Here is a 15,981-nt window from a genome sequence, read left to right on the forward strand (position 1 = left end):
AAACGTCTCAGCGCAGGGCGAGCCGCGCGCCCACTCCGAGCGCCGCGGTGGCCAGCGTTCCCGCGAGCAGCTTCGGCCACAGGGAAGGCGCTGCACGGCGCACGGGCACCATCGGCGCACGAGCGGAGACCTCCGGCATCTTCTCCGCGAAGAGCTCCACCATGCCCTTGATGAACGCGAACATCTGTCGCGGTCCCGGGCTGGAGACCCAGTTGCCATCGCGCATCACCGGCTCGTCCACCCAGCGGCCACCCGCGTTGCGCACGTCGTCGCGGATGCCCGGCCACGCGGCCAGCGCCCGTCCCTCCACGAGCCCCGCCGAAATCAGCACCCAGGGGCCATGGCAGATGACGGCCATGGGCATGTCCAGCGCGTCGGCGTCGCGGACGAAGTCGAGCGCGAGCGCGCTTTGCCGCAGGAGGTTCACGAAACCTCCTGGGAGGAGGACCGCGTCGAAGTCCGCCGCCTTCACCTCACGCAGGGACGCGTCCACGCTCACCTTCTTCCCTGGAATGAGAAGGTTCATCCCGCGGATGCGACCCTTGTGGGGGGACACAATCGTCACCTCGGCGCCCTGACGCTCCAGCTTCTTCACCGGTGCCGTCAGCTCCACCTGTTCGAAGCCATCCGCCGCGAGCACGGCCACTCGCAACCCTCTCAGCTTCTTCATCGCGCACACCTCGCTGTGTCAGAACGGTTTGTCGTCTCGACACTGTGCATTCCCGCTGGGCACGCGCATGCCGGGGGAGGCGGGCAGGGAAGCCCTGGCTCTCCAGGCCCCGCGTTGTGCCTCCTCGGAGGGCGTGCTACCGACGGAGTGTTCTGGAGGTCTCCGAATGTCCGCCGCTTCCGTTCCCCTCCGTCGTGCGCTCGTCGTGGGTGCCGTGATGCTGCTTTCTCCTCTGGGCTGTGCCAGTACCGTGGTTGCTCGCACCGACAGCGAGCAGCCCACCTCGCGTGACGCGCCCGCGCCCAAGCCGAAGTGGGGGCTGGTCATCCACGGCGGCGCGGGTGTCATCTCCCGGGAGAATCTCTCCCCGGAGCGCGAGGCGGAGGTCCGCGCCGCGCTGACCTGGTCCCTCCAGGCGGGACACGCAGTGCTGGCCGGCGGCGGCTCCGCGCTGGACGCAGTGAGCGCCGCAGTCCGCATCCTGGAGGACTCTCCTTATTTCAACGCGGGCAAGGGCGCCGTCTTCACGCACGACGGGGTCAACGAGCTGGATGCCGCCATCATGGATGGCACGACGCGCAAGGCGGGCGCCGTGGCGGGATTGCGGCACGTGAAGAACCCCATCTCGCTGGCGCGGCTCGTCATGGAGCAGTCGCCGCACGTGATGATGGTGGGGGAGGGCGCGGAGGCCTTCGCGAAGTCGCAGGGCGTGGAACTGGTGGACCCGAAGTACTTCTACACGGAGGACCGCTGGCAGGGACTCCAGCGCGCGCTGGAGAAGGAGCGCTCGCGGCAGCCGTCCTCCTCGCTCCCGTCGGGGTATGACCCGGTGAGCGGGGACCACAAGTTCGGCACCGTGGGCGCCGTGGCCCTGGACCAGACGGGCGCGCTCGCCGCGGCCACGTCCACGGGGGCATGACGAACAAGCGCTACGGCCGCGTGGGGGACTCGCCCATCATCGGCGCGGGGACGTACGCGGACGCGCGCTGCGCCGTGTCCGCCACCGGCCATGGCGAGTTCTTCATTCGCTACACGGTGGCGCGCGACATCTGCGCCCGCGTGGAATACAGAACGTGCCGTTGCCGCGAGGGCCGACGTCGTCATCAACGACGTGCTGGTGAAGGTCCGTGGCCATCTTCCGGGATGCGGCGGATCGCTGGCGCGCAGCGCACGGCGGCCGCCATCCGGGACGCGCTCGGGGTTGCCTCCTGCGCGCGCCGTGGGGCGTCAGGCCGCCGCGATGTCCCCCATCGGCGGCGGTGATCCTCCCCTCGCGGCGGTGATGGCCCCCGCCCCCGTTCCCGCCGGGCGACGCCCGGTGGTAGTTGCCGTTGCCCCAGCGATTGCCGTTGTTGCCACGGTAGTGCTGACGCACCGGGCCGGGGCCACGCCGGTAGTGGTTCCCGGGGTGGTAGACGTGGTGGCGCACCGCCGGGTAGCGGCGCCAGGAGTGCGTGAAGTAGTGCGGGTGCCGGCGCGCCACGGTGATGTGCGCGTGGCGGTAGACAGGCACCGTGACACGCACCGAGCCTCGGGTGGCCCAGCCGCCGGCGGAGAAGTACCAGGAGGGCCCGCGGCGCATCCACCGGGACGACACGTAGACGAGCCCAGGACGGGGCGGGGCGGCCCACATGCCGTCCACCCACACATAGTTGGCGCCGGCCCAGTACCAGTAGCCGGGCGTCCAGACGTGGGCTGGCGGCGGCGGCGCGTGCTCCACGCGGAGCGGCGGAGGCGCCTGCTGCGTGGACAGCTCCTCGCTCGCCACGGCGATGGGAATCTCCACCACCGGGGAGTCATGGCGGGCCCAGCCGCCGGATACCCACCGCCACATCCGGCCGTCCGGCTCCCAGTAGCCGTTGATGAACCGGTAGCCGTCCATGGGCGCCAGCCAGGTGCCGGCGTTGAAGCGCCACTCGTTGCCGTCCCAGTACCAGTGGCCGGAGGCCCAGACGGCGCCCGTGAAGGGCCGGCCGGAGGGATTCTCGGCGGGGAGCTGGGGCGGGGCGTAGGGCGCCATGGGCGCCGTGTCCTCGTCCTCGAACTCCGTGTCGTCGTACGCGTATTCGGAATATCCAGGCTCTGACGCGGGGACCGGCGCGGTCTGCGCGTGAACCATGGGCGCCGCCAGCAAGGTCACCAGACAAGCCCACCATCGAGGAGTCATCGCGTCATCTCCGTGGGTTACCAGACAGATTCTGCCACCGGCCCCCTGAGCGTTCCCCAGTGCGGGGCCGGTGTAGAAAAAGACGCGGTGCCGTCCGGCTTTATTCATCCCCCGGCTAGGGCTTCACCAGGACCAGCTCCCGCGTCTGGATGAGGTCCACGTCTCCGGTGAACCCGGAGAACAGCTCGTACTGGCCAGGCATGACGCGGTTGCGCGGCACGCGCAGCGACTCGGTGACGCTGAGCGTCGAGCCGTCCTGCTTCTCGGACCGGGTGAAGCGGCCGAAGGCGTTGTTCGCCTCCAGCGAGGCCTGGGGGTCGGCGAGCTTCCAGCCCTTGGGCATGGACAGCGTCACCTGCGTGCGGCTGGCCTCGGTGGTGTCGATGTAGAGCGGGGTGCGGCGCGTGCTCAGCTGCACGAACCGCCGGCCCAGCTGCGCGGGGAAGGTGAGGGGCCCCAGCGCCATCCGCTGGCCACCCTCCATCCGCCCGAAGCGCGGCACGGTGAACTCATAGCGCAGCACGAAGGGCGCACCCACCTGCTCCTGGTTCTCCAGCTTCACGCTCGACAGCGACGCACCGCCGAAGTACCGCGCCACTGCGCCCTGCAGCGCCTGGTTGCGGCTCTCCGCCGACAGCTGGTTGAAGGCCTCGGCAATCTGCGCCGCCTCGAAGCCGGAGTACGTCTCCTCGCCCTGTCCGCTGAGCGTTCCATCCTCGGCGAGGTTCAGCGCCAGCTTCACTTCCTTGCCGGGGGTTTCCTTCAGGGGCGGCGTCTGCACCTTCTGCAACGGGAGGCCGGGCTCGGGCAGCAGCCACGCCTCCCGCCCGCCCATGGCCAGCTCCGGCAGCTCGCCGAAGGGGCCGTAGCGCACGGACGTGTCCACCCACACCGGCTCGGCGCCGGGCACCTCCACGCGCAGCGCCGCGTACGGCAGCAGCGCGTCCTGGGGAAGGTGTAGGCCGACGGGTCGGTGTTGAAGGTCCGCACCGCCACCACCCGCGAGGGGATGCCCAGCGCGTTCAGGCCGGCCTTCATCACCGTCAGCCGGCTGCCCCGGTCCTGGGCCACCGTGGACGCCGCCGTCTGGCTCAGGCTCGCGTCCCGGCCGGAGAAGCGCTGCATCACCGCCGCGTGCAACGCCTTCACCGCGTCCAGGCCGGACTTGCCCTCCGCCGCCTTGCGCGCGAAGGCGTCCACTTCCGCCGTGCGCAGCCAGCGCTCCTGGAAGGCATCGCCGTAGAGCTTCACCAGGCTCTCGTTGCCCGTGTCGCCCGCGCCCACGATGACGAAGGGCAGGTACTCGTTGGCGGAGGGCGGCGCGTCCGGCTCGGGGATGAACGGCGGCACGCGGCGCGTCTCGAAGTGGAACACCTCCAGGTCGCCGTCCACCTTGGGCTCCGGCACCTTCATCCCGTGCGCGTCCACCTTCATGCCCACGCCCTTGGGCGCCACCACCGTGTACGTCACCCAGGCGTTGGGCTGGTTCGCAATCTGGAAGTAGAAGGCGGACGCCGTGAAGCCCGGCTGCGCGGGGCCGCGCGGAGGCTCCGCGAGCAGGTACTCCACCTCCACGTAGTCACCCACGGCCACGCCGGGCAGGCTCACCGTGTCCTTGCCTTCGATGTTCTCCGGCTCCAGCACCCGGCCGTCCGCCTTCAGCGTGCGCAGCGCCAGCACCTGCGCGCCGCGCGGCACGTTCACCTCGGCGATCTCCTGCACGCCCGACTGCTCCAGCGCCTTCTGCACCGTGTGGATGCGGTTGACGATGCTGCCGTCGGGGTACACGCGCACCGCCGCCGCATCCAGCACGAAGGCCGCCGCGCTGCCGCCGCTGACGGGCTCCGCCTCGTAGGCGCGGATGGCCTCGCGTCCGTCCACGGCGTACGCCTCCAGCAACTCGCGGCCCGTCTTCGCGCGCTCCTCCGTGCGGCGCAGCGTCAGGTCGTCGCCCGCCATCGCCAGCGCCTTCTCGCGCAGCTTGAGCGCCTCGGCCGGCTGGCCCGCGTACTCGCGCACGTCCGCCATGCGCTTCACCAGCTCCGCGTTGCGAGGCCACACGGCCGCCAGCTTCTGGAGCACCGCGGTGGCGTCGTCGAAGCGGCGCTTGGACACGTAGAGGTTGGCCAGCGTGTTGGCCAGGCTGATGCTGCTGGGGTCGCGGGACTGGAGCTCGCTGTACAGCTTCGTCGCCGTCTCCATGTCGCCGCGCGTGCGCGCGTGTTCGGCCGCGCACCACCGTCCCCGGGCAGCCATTCAGGGACGCCGCCAGGGTGTCGCTCCGCTCCGCCGCGTCACGGCGGCGGGCCAGCTGTACTGGAGCGTCAGCGCTTCGCACAGGCCGGGCTGGGCCTCCAGCGCCGCGGTGTGACTCCTCCGCCAGGGCCTCCACTTCCAGCGCCAGCGGGCGCGCGCAGCATGAACACCGGGTGGCCGGCGGGCTGGGCCACCTCGGACGCCGTCTTCAGCATGTCCATGGCGGAGGTGGGCTGGCCCTCATCGAGGAAGAGCTCCGCGCGCAGCAGCAGCGCCGCCACGTTGCCCGGGTCCTTGGCCAGCACGGACTCCAGGTCACGCGTGGCCCGGCCGCGAGCCACCTTGGACGGCACGGTGCGGTCCGCGGAGGCGACTTCCGCGCGCAGCCACAGCAGGGCCGGGGTGTTGGCGTCCACCGAGGCCATCAGCCGCCGCGCGCCGTCCGCGTCCCGCTGCAGGCCGTCCCGCACCGCCAGCACGACGGCCAGCAGCTCACCGGCCTCCTCGTGCAGGGCCGTCTTCAAGCCCTCCGTGGTGGGGAACACGCCGGGCGTCTCGTCGGAGAACTCGACCTTGCTGCCCCAGGCCTGCGGCGCCGCGCCGGTGGCCGCGCTGAAGCGCACGCCGGACGGGCGCCCGTCCACGCGCAGCAGGGCGAAGGTGAGCAGGCCGGAGGTGCCGCCCTTGAGCTGACGCACGACGAAGCGGTGCTTGCCCGCGGGCAGCTGCACGGCGCGCGCGGTGACGGTGGAGGTGGCGCGCTCCCAGGCCCGGCGCTCCATCAGCGGAGCCCCGTCCATCAGCACCTGATGCGAGGTGCCGCTCACGGTGCGAGCCACATAGAGGCCCGGCTCCGTCACGTCCGCGTCGAAGGCCTGGACGTAGAGGTCGCCCTGGCCGGGCTCGCCCGTCAGGTCCATCCGCCCGTCGGGGGCGCGCACCGTGCGCACCGGCAGCGGACCGAAGGCGCCGGTGAGGGGGCCCGCCAGCGAGCCATTCTGACTCACGGGCGTGCGCTCGTCCCAGGCCAGCACGTGGAAGGGCGAGAAGGGCCCCACCAGCGAGACTTCGCTCACCCCGCCCAGTTGCTGCATCGCCGCGTCGCGGGCCTCCGCGTCGCCGCGCACCACGGCCACCGACATTCGCGCGCCGCGCATCAGATAGGCGGCCTCGCCCGTCGCGCCCGCCGCCAGCGCTCGCTCCACGCCGAGGAGGATGTCGTCATCCAGCGCCCGCGACGTGCCCACCGAGTCCAACACGTGGCGCGCCGCGACGGCCGCCAGCGGGTGCGTGGGCGCGCGCGCCACCAGCTCCAGTGACGCCGTCAGGCGCGGTCGGGACGGCCCGCGCGGCGTGCCATCAGCGACTGACCGGCCAGCGCGTAGACATCCCGCGTCGCGGGCAATGGCGTCATCGAAGCGCTGTTGCGCGAGCGAGGCGTCACCCGCGACGAGCAGGGCGTGGAAGCCCGCGAACGCGAGCGTGCGGGCCTGTTGGGTGCCCTTCTGCGCCTGCTCCGCGGCGGTTTCGAGGACGCGCGGTGTCGCCGTGGAAGTGGAACGGTGGCAGCCCGTGAGGGCCGTGACGAGTGCGAGCGCGGCGAAGCCGAGTCGAATGGTGCGCATAGGAGGAGCCAGGGATAGTGCAATCCCTCGGCCGTGGCCATATTCCCCTGCGCAGCAATGTCCGGGGCGCGTGCTGCCGGGCGCTCTACCGTCGCTTGGGAGGGCTCTTCACGGGGGCCTTGGCGGGCTGCTTCTTCGGGGGCGGCGGAGCAGGCCGCTTGGCGGGCACCGCGGCGACCACGGCCTTCGCCACCGGCACGTCGGGCACGGGCGCCGTCGTCCCCGGAGGCGGCGCGCGCCGCACGGTGTAGAGGAAGCCCTCCGCGCGGCAGGTGCCTTCGATGCAGCCGAAGGCGGGCACGGGCGCGTCCCCGAAGTGCTCCATCCAGCCCGGACCCAGGTTGAGCGGCTCGCCAATGGCCCGCTGGTCCTTGCCCTTGCCGACGTAGCCCTGCATGACGCCGTCCGCGTCCACCCGCAGCTCCAGCGCGGCCTCGCCCTCCGGCGACGCCGCCCAGCATCGTGCCGCGGCGCTCGCCCAGGGCCCATTCGAGCCGCAGCGGCGCGCCCGCGCCGTCATGGATGAGCGCCACGTAGCGGCCCGTGCTGCCTTGTAGCAGCAGCGCGGCCGAGGGGGCCTGCAGCGACGGCCCGTAGAGCATGACGTAGGCGCGGCGCTTCCAGGTGTCCGGCGGCGCGTCCGCACGCACGCGGGCGCTGAGCACGGCGATGTCGCCGTCCAGCCCCACCACGTCCACGCGGGCACGGCCCACGCGCGACTGCGAGCGCTCCTCCACGGGCGGGAAGATGATGGCCTTCTCTTCCGCCTCCACCGGCCGTCCGGCGACCAGGAGCGACGGCGCATCCGGGCCGTGACCCACCGACACCGTGCGCTTCTCGGAGCCTGTCTCCAGCCGGCCGGGCATGGACCGGGGCGATGGCGGGCCCAGGTCCGCGTTCAGCGCGGCGCCGGGCTGCGGCGGCACGGGCTTCTCCCCGCTGCGCAGCCACTCCCGGCCCAGCACGGCCAGCGCCGCCACCACCAGCAGGACGGCCGCGGCCTGCAGGGTCATGCGCACCACCTTGCGCACGCCCTGGCGGACGCGCTGGAGGTGCGTCAGCTTCACCGGCGCCAGGGACGGCAGGCTGCCCGGGACGAGCAGCTCCAGGTCTGCGATGAGCGTGGTGACGGAGGGGTAGCGGTCCTCCGGGTCCGGCTTGAGGCACCGCGTGACGATGGCGTCCAGCCGCGAGTCCAGCCCCGGCTTGCGCCGTGACGGCGGGTCGAACGTGCCCAGCGGCACCTCTCCCGTGAGCCACTCGTAGAGGATGACGCCCAGCGAGAAGATGTCCGCGCGCGTCCGCGCTCTTCGCGTCCACGCGCTGCTCGGGCGCCATGTACGACAGCGTGCCCATGGACACGTGCGTGGACGTGAGCGCGTAGCGCGAGGAGGGACTGGCATCCTCCAGGAAGGACGCCAGGCCGAAGTCCGACACCTTGGCGATGCCGCCGGCCTGCTGGTCCAGCAGGATGTTCTCCGGCTTCAGGTCCCGGTGGATGACGCCGCGGCCGTGCGCGTACTCGATGGCGCGGCAGATCTGCAGCATGCGCCGCAGGGCGCCCATGACGTCCAGCTGCGGCTCGCGAATCAGCTCCCGCAGCGACGGGCCGTCCACGAACTCCATCACCAGGTAGTAGGTGGTGTCCGTCTTCCCCTTGTCGACGATGGAGACGATGTGGGGATGGCTCAGGGCCGCGAGCGCGGCGGCTTCCTTCTGGAAGCGCGCGATGAAGGACGGGTCCTTCGCCAGCTCGGGATTGAGGAGCTTCACCGCCACCGTGCGGCCTAGCGAGAGCTGGGTAGCCTTGTGGACCTCCCCCATGCCTCCGCTGCCGACGAGCTTGTCGAGGTGGTAGCCGCTGATGATGTCCGGCGAGCGCGGACGGCTGATCGCGGTGGGGTCGATTGAGGACATGGCGGTGAGCGAAGGGGCGGCCAGGGTAGCAGAAACCCGGCGTTGGAAATGTCCGCTCATGCACGGGTCGGTATTGCCCCCCGGCAAGCCGCCAGGCGCCCCGCCCGCCTGCCGTTCAGGGGCTGGACACTGGGGTGCGGTTGACCGCCTGGCGCAGGCTGTTTCGGACCTGGTCCAGGGAGGAGCGCATCTGCCCATGTCGGACGGACGCCGCCACCGCGCGCGCCAGGGACTTGAGCAGCGTCACTTCCTCCGGCTTCCAGGCGCGGGGACGGCGGCAGTCCTCGAAGGCCACCATGCCCCACCACTGCTGCCGGGAGGGGTTGATGGGGCACAGGAGGATGGACTGCGTTCCCTGGCGCTCCAACAAATCCTTCATCGTCGGGGGCGCGTCACGGGTGGGGCACGCCACCACCATGCCGGCCTCCAGCATGTCCACCCAGCCCGGCGCGAACTCGCGGAAGGAGAAGGCCCGCATCACCGGGTTGGCCAGCGGCGACGGCGTGGGCGGCTCCGCCCAGGCGTGGCGCATGTCCGTGATGAACCGGCCGTACGTGCCCTGCACGCGGTTCTCCAGGATGTACGCGCGGTCCACGCCCAGCGCGTGGCCCACCATGCGCAGCGCCTCCATGCCGGTGCTCGGGCCCAGGCCCTTCTCCAGCAGCAGCTTCGAGGCTTCCGACACCTTCGAGAAGGCTTCGATCATTGGTGCGCTCGTTTGAGTTCCGTCCCTATCCGGGACAGTCAGTGATTCTCTGAAGTCATATTAAGCAGGTTTCTTCTATTTCTGTCAAATCTCACGTTCACTGGATGGATTGACGGGCGTGCGAAAGTCCTGACCCGGATGGGTTTTCTCCGACCTCGATAGGCGTTTCGAGAGGGTATCTCAGAAATCGATGTAAGACGGGTTTTTATGGACCCGCAAAGACAACGGGGGTACCTCCCTTGGAAGAGGTACCCCCGCGCCCTGGCTATAAAGCCGTAAATCTTGATTACTTGGCTTCGGATGCGGAGGTGGCCTTGGCGGCCTTCTTCGCCGACTTCGTGGCCTTCTTGGTGGGCTTGGCCTCGGGGGCCGCCTCGGCCTTCGCCTCTTCGGCCTGGGGCGCCTCGGCGGCCTCGAGCTTGGCTTCGGCAGCGGCGGGCTTGGCTTCGGCAGCGGGCTCGGCGGGAGCCGGGGTGTTGGCGAACGCAGTGGCGGCGGCGAGGAGGGCGGCGGCGAACACGGTCTTCATGAAAAGCTCCGTTGACGAACGACGACGCGAGATTGCGCCGTCCCAGCGAGCGAGGGCTTGAGCAGGCGGCGTGCCAGGAGCGTTGTCAGAGGGAGAGCAGGTGTCTTGCGGGGATGTCCGTGGGGAGAAACTCCGCAGTTGGAGCTCCGACAATGGGGGCAGGCTCCCCAGACGGGCAGTTGCTGCTTTGACGATGACGGAGCACTTGAGCAAGCTGCACGCGTCATCTGGTTGCAGGGTGTCGGCCCAGCACCTTCGCCGCGCATGTCGCGTGGTCATGGTGTGGGAGAGATGGTCCATGCGGTTCCTCTGTTTCGCGACAGCGTTGGCCGTCCTGGGTACGGGTTGCGCGACGGGTATTCCGCTCGAGCGACTGGAGGCCCAGGTCCTCGAGGCGGACCGGTGGCGTCGCGAGTACGAGGCGGAGCGGGAGCGCGCCGAGGCGTTCGCGCTGCGCATGGCCCAGCTGGAGTCCGCGCTGGAGCAGGTGCGGCTGGAGCGCGCGGAGGCGGAGCAGGCGCGCGCGGCGCTGCTGGAGGAGTTGGTGCGCACCGAGGCGGACCGGCACGCGCTGGAGGAGCACAACACCCAGCTGCTGGCGCTGGAGCGCGAGGTCAACGAGCTGAAGGAGCTGAAGGAGATGCACGAGGAGCTGTCGGACGTCTGGTACGAGTCCGCGCTGGAGCGTGCACGGCGGCGGTTGAACAATCCGCCCCAGCCGGCTGCCCCCCGGCGGCCGGAAACGTCGCCCCGACGGTGCCCTGACGTCCCGCCGGACGCGCGGCGCCGGCCTCGTGATAGAGGAACGGCGTGGCGAGCTCCCGCATCCCCATCCGCGGCTACCGGGCCGGCTTCTTCTTCGTGGTCGTCCTGCTGTCCGCCGTCACCGCTTTCACGTTGTGGACGGAGGTCCGCACGGGCAGCCAGGTGGACGGGTTGGTGCAGGAGGCGCTGGAGCGGGCCGGCTCCATTGGCCGCATCCGCGTGGACGCGCTGTCGCTGGAGGCCGCCATCGAGGCGCATGTCCGCGCCACGGGTGACGCCGAGCGCCGCGCCGCGGACGCGGTGATGGAGCAGATTCTCGCGGACATCCGCGCCTCGTCGGAGGCGTACACCCGCAACCTCCCGCAGGGCGAGAAGGCGCTGTGGTACCGCTTCAACGCCGCGTGCCAGGGGCTGGCGGACCGGTGCGCGCGGCGGCCATCTTCTCACAGCGTCGCGAGGCGGAGCGGGCCCGGCGCCACCTGGCCGAGCGCATCCGCCCGCTGGCGGCGGAGCTGGACGCGCTGGGCGGCGCGCTGGAGGAGGAGAACGCGGCCGAGGCACGCAGGCTGGTGAACCGGTTGGAGGACCTGCGCGTGCGCAACACCGCCCTGGGCGCGGGTGCCACGCTGCTGGCCATCCTCCTGTCGTCGCTGGTGGGCTGGCGCGTCACCTCGCTGCTCAAGCGCCAGGAGGCCATCATCCAGGGCCAGTTGGAGGAGCTGGGCCGGCACAACCAGGAGCTGGACGCCTTCACGCGGCGCGTGGCGCACGACCTCATCTCCCCGCTGGCGCCGCTCAAGGGCTACCTGACGCTCATCCGCCGCACCGGCGCGGTGAACGACGCGGGCGCGCTGGAGATGCTGGCGCAGTGTGAGTCCAGCGCTGTTCGCATGGGCGAGCTCATCGAGGCGCTGCTGCGTTTCTGCCGCGCCGGTACGCGCGGCGAGAGTACGGTGGGTGAGCTGGACACGGCCGTCACCACCGTGTTGCTGGAGGTGGCGCAGACGGCGGCGGCGCAGGGCGTGGCGCTGGAGCGGGAGCTGGAGCCCGGCGTGGCGGTGGACTGCCCCGGACAGCTGTTGCAGGTGAGCGCGCGAAACCTGCTCACCAACGCGGTGAAGTACTCGGCGGGCCGGCCCGACCCCGGGTGAAGGTGCGCGTGGCCACCGAGGACGGCATGGCCGTGCTGGAGGTGGTGGACAACGGCATCGGCATGGCGCCGGGCACCCAGGCCTCGCTGTTCCAGCCCTTCTTCCGCGCGCCGGAGGTGCGCGGGCTGCCGGGCCACGGACTGGGGCTGGTCACCACCAAGCGCGTGGTGGAGGCGCACGGCGGCACGCTGGTGGTGCGCTCGGAAGAAGGAAAGGGAACGCACGTGGTGGTGCGCTTCCCCGCGTGGTGCGCCCGGCGGCGGGCACCAGCGGTTCTCAGACAACGACTGCTTCCGCCGGAATACGCAAGGTCGGCACATGAGCTCAGCCCGCATCCTCGTCGTGGATGATGACCCGCAGGCCCGCGATTTGCTCCAGCGCTTGCTGGGGCCGCTGGGGGCGGTGACGCAGGCTCCGGACCCGCGCCGCGCCACCGAGCGCATCGCGGAGGGCGCCTTTGACCTGGTCCTCACGGACATGGCCATGCCCGAGCCGGGCGACGGGCTGAAGGTGCTCCATGAGGTGAAGGCGCAGCTGCCGGACACGCCCGTGGTGGTGGTGACAGCCTTCGGCAACATCGAGGGCGCGCTGGACAGCATCCAGCAGGGCGCCTTCGACTACCTGGCGAAGCCCTTCGACGTGGACGCGATTCTGCGCGTGGCGCGCCGGGCGCTGGAGCAGAAGCGGCTGGTGGAGGAGAACCGCTCGCTGCGCCAGCAGGTGGAGCGCGGTTCGCTGATGCTGGTGGGCCGCAGCCCGGCGCTGCTGGAGGTGTACAAGCACGTGGCACGCGCGGCGGCCAGCAACGTGCCCGTGCTGATTACGGGCGAGACGGGCACGGGGAAGGAGATGGTGGCGCGCGCGCTGCACAAGCGCTCGCCGCGCATGAACGGGCCCTTCATCCCCGTGGACTGCGGCGCGATTACCGAATCGCTGATGGAGAGCGAACTGTTCGGCCACGCGAAGGGCAGCTTCACCGGCGCGTCCGGCGCGCGGCGAGGCGTCTTCGAGGAGGCCAGCGGCGGCACGCTCTTCCTGGATGAGATTGGCGACGTCGGCATGAAGGTGCAGTCGCAGCTCCTGCGCGTGTTGCAGGAGGGCGAAATCCGCCGCGTGGGTGAGAGCGTCCCCGTCAAGGTGGACGTGCGCGTGGTGGCGGCGACGAACAAGGACCTCAAGGCGCGGGTGGCGGAAGGCCTCTTCCGCGAGGACCTGCTGTACCGCCTGGACGTGGTGCACCTGCACCTGCCGCCGCTGCGGGAGCGGAGCGAGGACATCCCCGCGCTGGTGGAGCACTTCGCCGGGCGTCATGCCCGCGGCGGGGTGCGGCCGGTGGTGACGCCGGAGGCGAACGCGCGCCTGGCGGCCTACGACTGGCCGGGCAACGTGCGGCAGCTGGAGAACGTGGTGGCGCGGGCGCTGGCGCTCAACGTGACGGGCGTCCTGGGACCCCAGGACTTCCCGGAGCCCATCGGGGATGCGTCCACCCCGAAGATGGCGGGCCGGCGGGCGACATGCCGAGTCTGGCCGAGCTGTCCCGCCGCTACGCCGCGCAGGTGCTCCAGCACGTGGGCGGCAACAAGAGCGAGGCGGCGCGCCTGCTCGATGTGGACCGCAAGACGCTCTACAAGCTGCTGGAGGCCCCGGAAGCCGAGTCGTAGCGCGCGCGGCGGACGTCAGTTGCTGACGCCGAGCAGCTCCCGAATCTGCCGCAGCAGCTCGATTTCGGCCGCGTGCACGCTGCCGTCGCTGGCGATGAGCGCCTTCGCCTCCTGGATGACGGCGGAGGGGTTGGTGCGCAGGATGCCCATGTTCGGCGGAGGCAGGGGCTCGTTGTTCTGCAGACAGCGCGTCAGCGCGGCCAGCTCCTGCAGGGGCACGCTCATGCCTCGCGCGGTGTCCAGGATGTGCCGAATCTCGGAGTGAGCGACGCGGCCATCGACGGTGGCGACCTGGAGCAGCAGCTTGAGGACTTCGACGTGGAACTTTTCGGGGCTCATGTCCCGCTAGGCTGGCTTTTCCTGGGACGCCCGTCCACCTATTGACGGCGTCAGCGCGCGGCGGAGCACCGAATGGCGGTGCTCGAAGAGGCGCCGGATGAAGGCCTCCGCCAGCCGGCCGCCGAAGCGGGGCTCGAAGTCGAGCTGGTCGATGATGTCGACGCCGGCGTGCGCCTCGATGATGCGGCGCTCGTGCCGCCACTGCCGCATCGTGCTCATGGGGGACTCCTCGACGAAGCGGCGTCCCGGCTCCAGCTCGCGCAGCGTCACGTCGGACCAGCCCACCGGCAGCACGCCGCCCAGCAGCAGCTTGCTGCGGAACAGCGGTTGGCCCGGCTCGAAGGGCACGTCCTCGAGCCTCGCCACGCCCGGAGGCGCCGTCATCCGCAGATACGGGTGCATCTCCGTGGAGATGCCCTTCATCGACGTCACCCACGCCCAGGCTTCAGCGGGAGTGACCTCCACGTACGATTCGAAGCGGAGACTGCGGGTTGCCATGTCGCCCCCGGTCCGCGTGTCACCACGCGGTGTGACGGTAGTCCTTGAAGAAGTTGCCCCAGACGTACTCGCCGCTGTTCTCCGAGGCGATGATGGGGTCCACCACCCGCGCCGCCCCGTCGACGATGTCCAGCGGTGGCTGGAAGTCCAGCTCCTGCACCTTGCGCTCCGCGTGCTGCGCGGGGTCCTCGTCGGTGACCCAGCCGGTGTCCACGGCGTTCATGTAGATGTTGTCGCGGGCGTAGTCCGGCGCGGAGGTCAGCGTCATCATGTTGAGCGCCGCCTTCGCCATGTTGGTGTGCGGGTGTTTGTCCGTCTTCGTCCCGCGCGAGAAGCTGCCCTCCATCGCGGAGACGTTCACCACGTGGCCGGGGGACGAGCGGTCCCTGAGCATCAGCGGCTTCAGCTTTCCGACGAGGATGAAGGGCGCCACCGCGTTGATGAGGTGGACCTCCAGCATCTCCGCCGTCTGGACCTCGGCGAGCCGCAGCCGCCACGAGTTCATGTCCCGCAGGTCCACCTGCTGGAGGTCCGCGTCCAACCGGCCCTGCGGGAAGAGGGCGCGCTCGTCACCCTCCTGCTCCAGGTTGTAGGGCAGCATGGACAGCGCGGCGGAGGAGTGGATGCCCAGCGCCGGGTCGCTGCTGCGCCAGGTGGTGGCCAGCTCCGAACCGCCCGCGTTGCCCGCGCCCAGGGCGGCCGGTTGCACCGTGGCGACACAGGCGTCATGGCCCGCGAGCAGCGCGCGCGCCGCCGCCGGCAGGTCGTCCGCGCGGCGCATCTCTCCCGGCAGCAGGTGGCCGTAGAAGCCCGGAGGCCGGCGCACCGTCTGCGCGGCGTTGTTGATGAGGATGTCCAGGCGCTCGTGCGTCTGCTCGATGTACTTCGCGAAGAGCTCCACGCTGGGCGCGTGCCGCAGGTCGAGCCCGTGGATGTGCAGCCGGTGCGCCCAGTCCGCGAAGTCCGGCTCCTGGACGTAGCGCTTCGCGGCGTCGTTGGGGAAGCGCGTGGTGGCGATGACGCGCGCGCCGGAGCGCAGCAGCATCAGCGAGGCCTGGAAGCCAATCTTCACCCGGGCGCCGGTGATGAGCGCGACCTTCCCGTTCAGGTCGGCGCGCTGGGTGCGCTTGGCGTAGTTGTAGTCCGCGCACTCGATGCACATCGCGTCGTAGAAGAAGTGCAGCTTGCGGTACTCGGCCTTGCAGACGTAGCAGCGGCGGGGCTGCTCGAGGATGCGCTCGGGCCCTGCTTCCGTCGGGGGCGGTGGGGGCAGCGCCGGCACCGTGAAGATGGCGGAGCGGCGCAGGGTGCGAATCTCCGTCGTGGCGCGGATGGCGCGGTCGTGCTCGCGCTTCGTCTTCTTCCTGTCTCGGCGCAGCGCCTTCGCCATCCGGGACTTGGTGTCGCGGTCCGGGTGCAGCACGCGGCCCGCGGCGCTCAGGAAGGCGATGCGGTCCTCCTCGGGGAGGCCGGCCAACAGGAAGCGGTCCTCGCTGATGGCCTCCAGGAGCTGGGTGATGCGGCGTACCTCGTCCAGGGACAGGGGGCAGCGGGCGGCGCTTCGGGAGCGGGGGTCGGAGCAGTCTCGGCGAGCTTCATCTCCCCCGCTGCATATCTTCCGAAGGGGGCGGGTGGAAAGAGGGGCAGGGGGAGGGGGCCCGGCGGCAGGGGAGACGGGCACCCGGCCGCCGTGCTCG

Annotated in this window: 8 protein-coding genes and 5 pseudogenes; 3 read left to right on the forward strand and 10 right to left on the reverse strand. The window is 71.0% G+C overall.

All coding sequences use genetic code 11. The features are described 5' to 3' along the window. Positions 1–7: 7 nt before the first annotated feature. Entirely contained in the window at positions 8–670 is a 663-nt protein-coding gene (locus QEG98_RS06565; protein WP_316566117.1) for a type 1 glutamine amidotransferase domain-containing protein, read from the reverse strand. A gap of 217 nt (positions 671–887) precedes the next feature. Between QEG98_RS06565 and QEG98_RS06570 the strand changes: the two are divergent. Next, positions 888–1,678, forward strand: a pseudogene (locus QEG98_RS06570) (isoaspartyl peptidase/L-asparaginase family protein); the annotation flags it as partial. Between the two features lie 13 nt (positions 1,679–1,691). Here QEG98_RS06570 and QEG98_RS41710 read toward each other — a convergent pair. The 6 genes and pseudogenes from QEG98_RS41710 to QEG98_RS06595 form a co-directional block, all read right to left on the reverse strand. Next, a complete protein-coding gene (locus tag QEG98_RS41710) occupies positions 1,692–2,837 on the reverse strand; it encodes a hypothetical protein (protein WP_410477967.1) in 1,146 nt (381 codons plus the stop codon). A 115-nt stretch (positions 2,838–2,952) separates the two neighbouring features. Continuing rightward, positions 2,953–6,718 (reverse strand): annotated as a pseudogene (locus tag QEG98_RS06580) (tetratricopeptide repeat protein). Positions 6,719–6,803: 85 nt separating this feature from the next. After that, positions 6,804–7,238 (reverse strand): hypothetical protein, encoded by a 435-nt coding sequence (locus tag QEG98_RS41715; protein WP_410477968.1) that lies wholly within the window; start codon positions 7,236–7,238, stop codon positions 6,804–6,806. After that, a complete protein-coding gene (locus tag QEG98_RS06585) occupies positions 7,235–8,635 on the reverse strand; it encodes a protein kinase domain-containing protein (protein WP_410477969.1) in 1,401 nt (466 codons plus the stop codon). The genes QEG98_RS41715 and QEG98_RS06585 overlap by 4 nt, the downstream gene beginning before the upstream one ends. Before the next feature lie 115 nt (positions 8,636–8,750). Further along, entirely contained in the window at positions 8,751–9,341 is a 591-nt protein-coding gene (locus QEG98_RS06590) for a GAF domain-containing protein (RefSeq protein ID WP_090484871.1), read from the reverse strand. A gap of 286 nt (positions 9,342–9,627) precedes the next feature. Continuing rightward, positions 9,628–9,870 carry a hypothetical protein gene (locus QEG98_RS06595; RefSeq protein WP_090484869.1) on the reverse strand — a complete coding sequence of 81 codons (243 nt, stop codon included), beginning with the start codon at positions 9,868–9,870 and terminating at the stop codon, positions 9,628–9,630. An 810-nt stretch (positions 9,871–10,680) separates the two neighbouring features. Here QEG98_RS06595 and QEG98_RS06600 point away from each other — a divergent pair. Both QEG98_RS06600 and QEG98_RS06605 read left to right on the forward strand, forming a co-directional pair. Further along, a pseudogene (locus tag QEG98_RS06600) lies at positions 10,681–12,108 on the forward strand (sensor histidine kinase). After that, positions 12,105–13,447 (forward strand): annotated as a pseudogene (locus QEG98_RS06605) (sigma-54-dependent transcriptional regulator). Before QEG98_RS06600 ends, QEG98_RS06605 begins: the two co-directional pseudogenes overlap by 4 nt. 15 nt (positions 13,448–13,462) lie before the next feature. On the opposite strand, the gene QEG98_RS06610 reads toward QEG98_RS06605, so the two are convergent. The 3 genes and pseudogenes from QEG98_RS06610 to QEG98_RS06620 form a co-directional block, all read right to left on the reverse strand. Continuing rightward, on the reverse strand, positions 13,463–13,786 hold the full coding sequence (locus QEG98_RS06610; RefSeq protein WP_316566118.1) for a TerB family tellurite resistance protein: 324 nt from the start codon (positions 13,784–13,786) through the stop codon (positions 13,463–13,465). A gap of 6 nt (positions 13,787–13,792) precedes the next feature. Beyond that, positions 13,793–14,284, reverse strand: a complete 492-nt coding sequence (locus QEG98_RS06615) for a hypothetical protein (protein ID WP_026114148.1) — start codon at positions 14,282–14,284, stop codon at positions 13,793–13,795. Between the two features lie 19 nt (positions 14,285–14,303). Further along, a pseudogene (locus tag QEG98_RS06620) lies at positions 14,304–15,883 on the reverse strand (SDR family NAD(P)-dependent oxidoreductase). Positions 15,884–15,981: the final 98 nt, after the last annotated feature.

Source organism: Myxococcus sp. MxC21-1, from assembly GCF_032612255.1.
GTDB classification, from domain to species: domain Bacteria; phylum Myxococcota; class Myxococcia; order Myxococcales; family Myxococcaceae; genus Myxococcus; species Myxococcus virescens.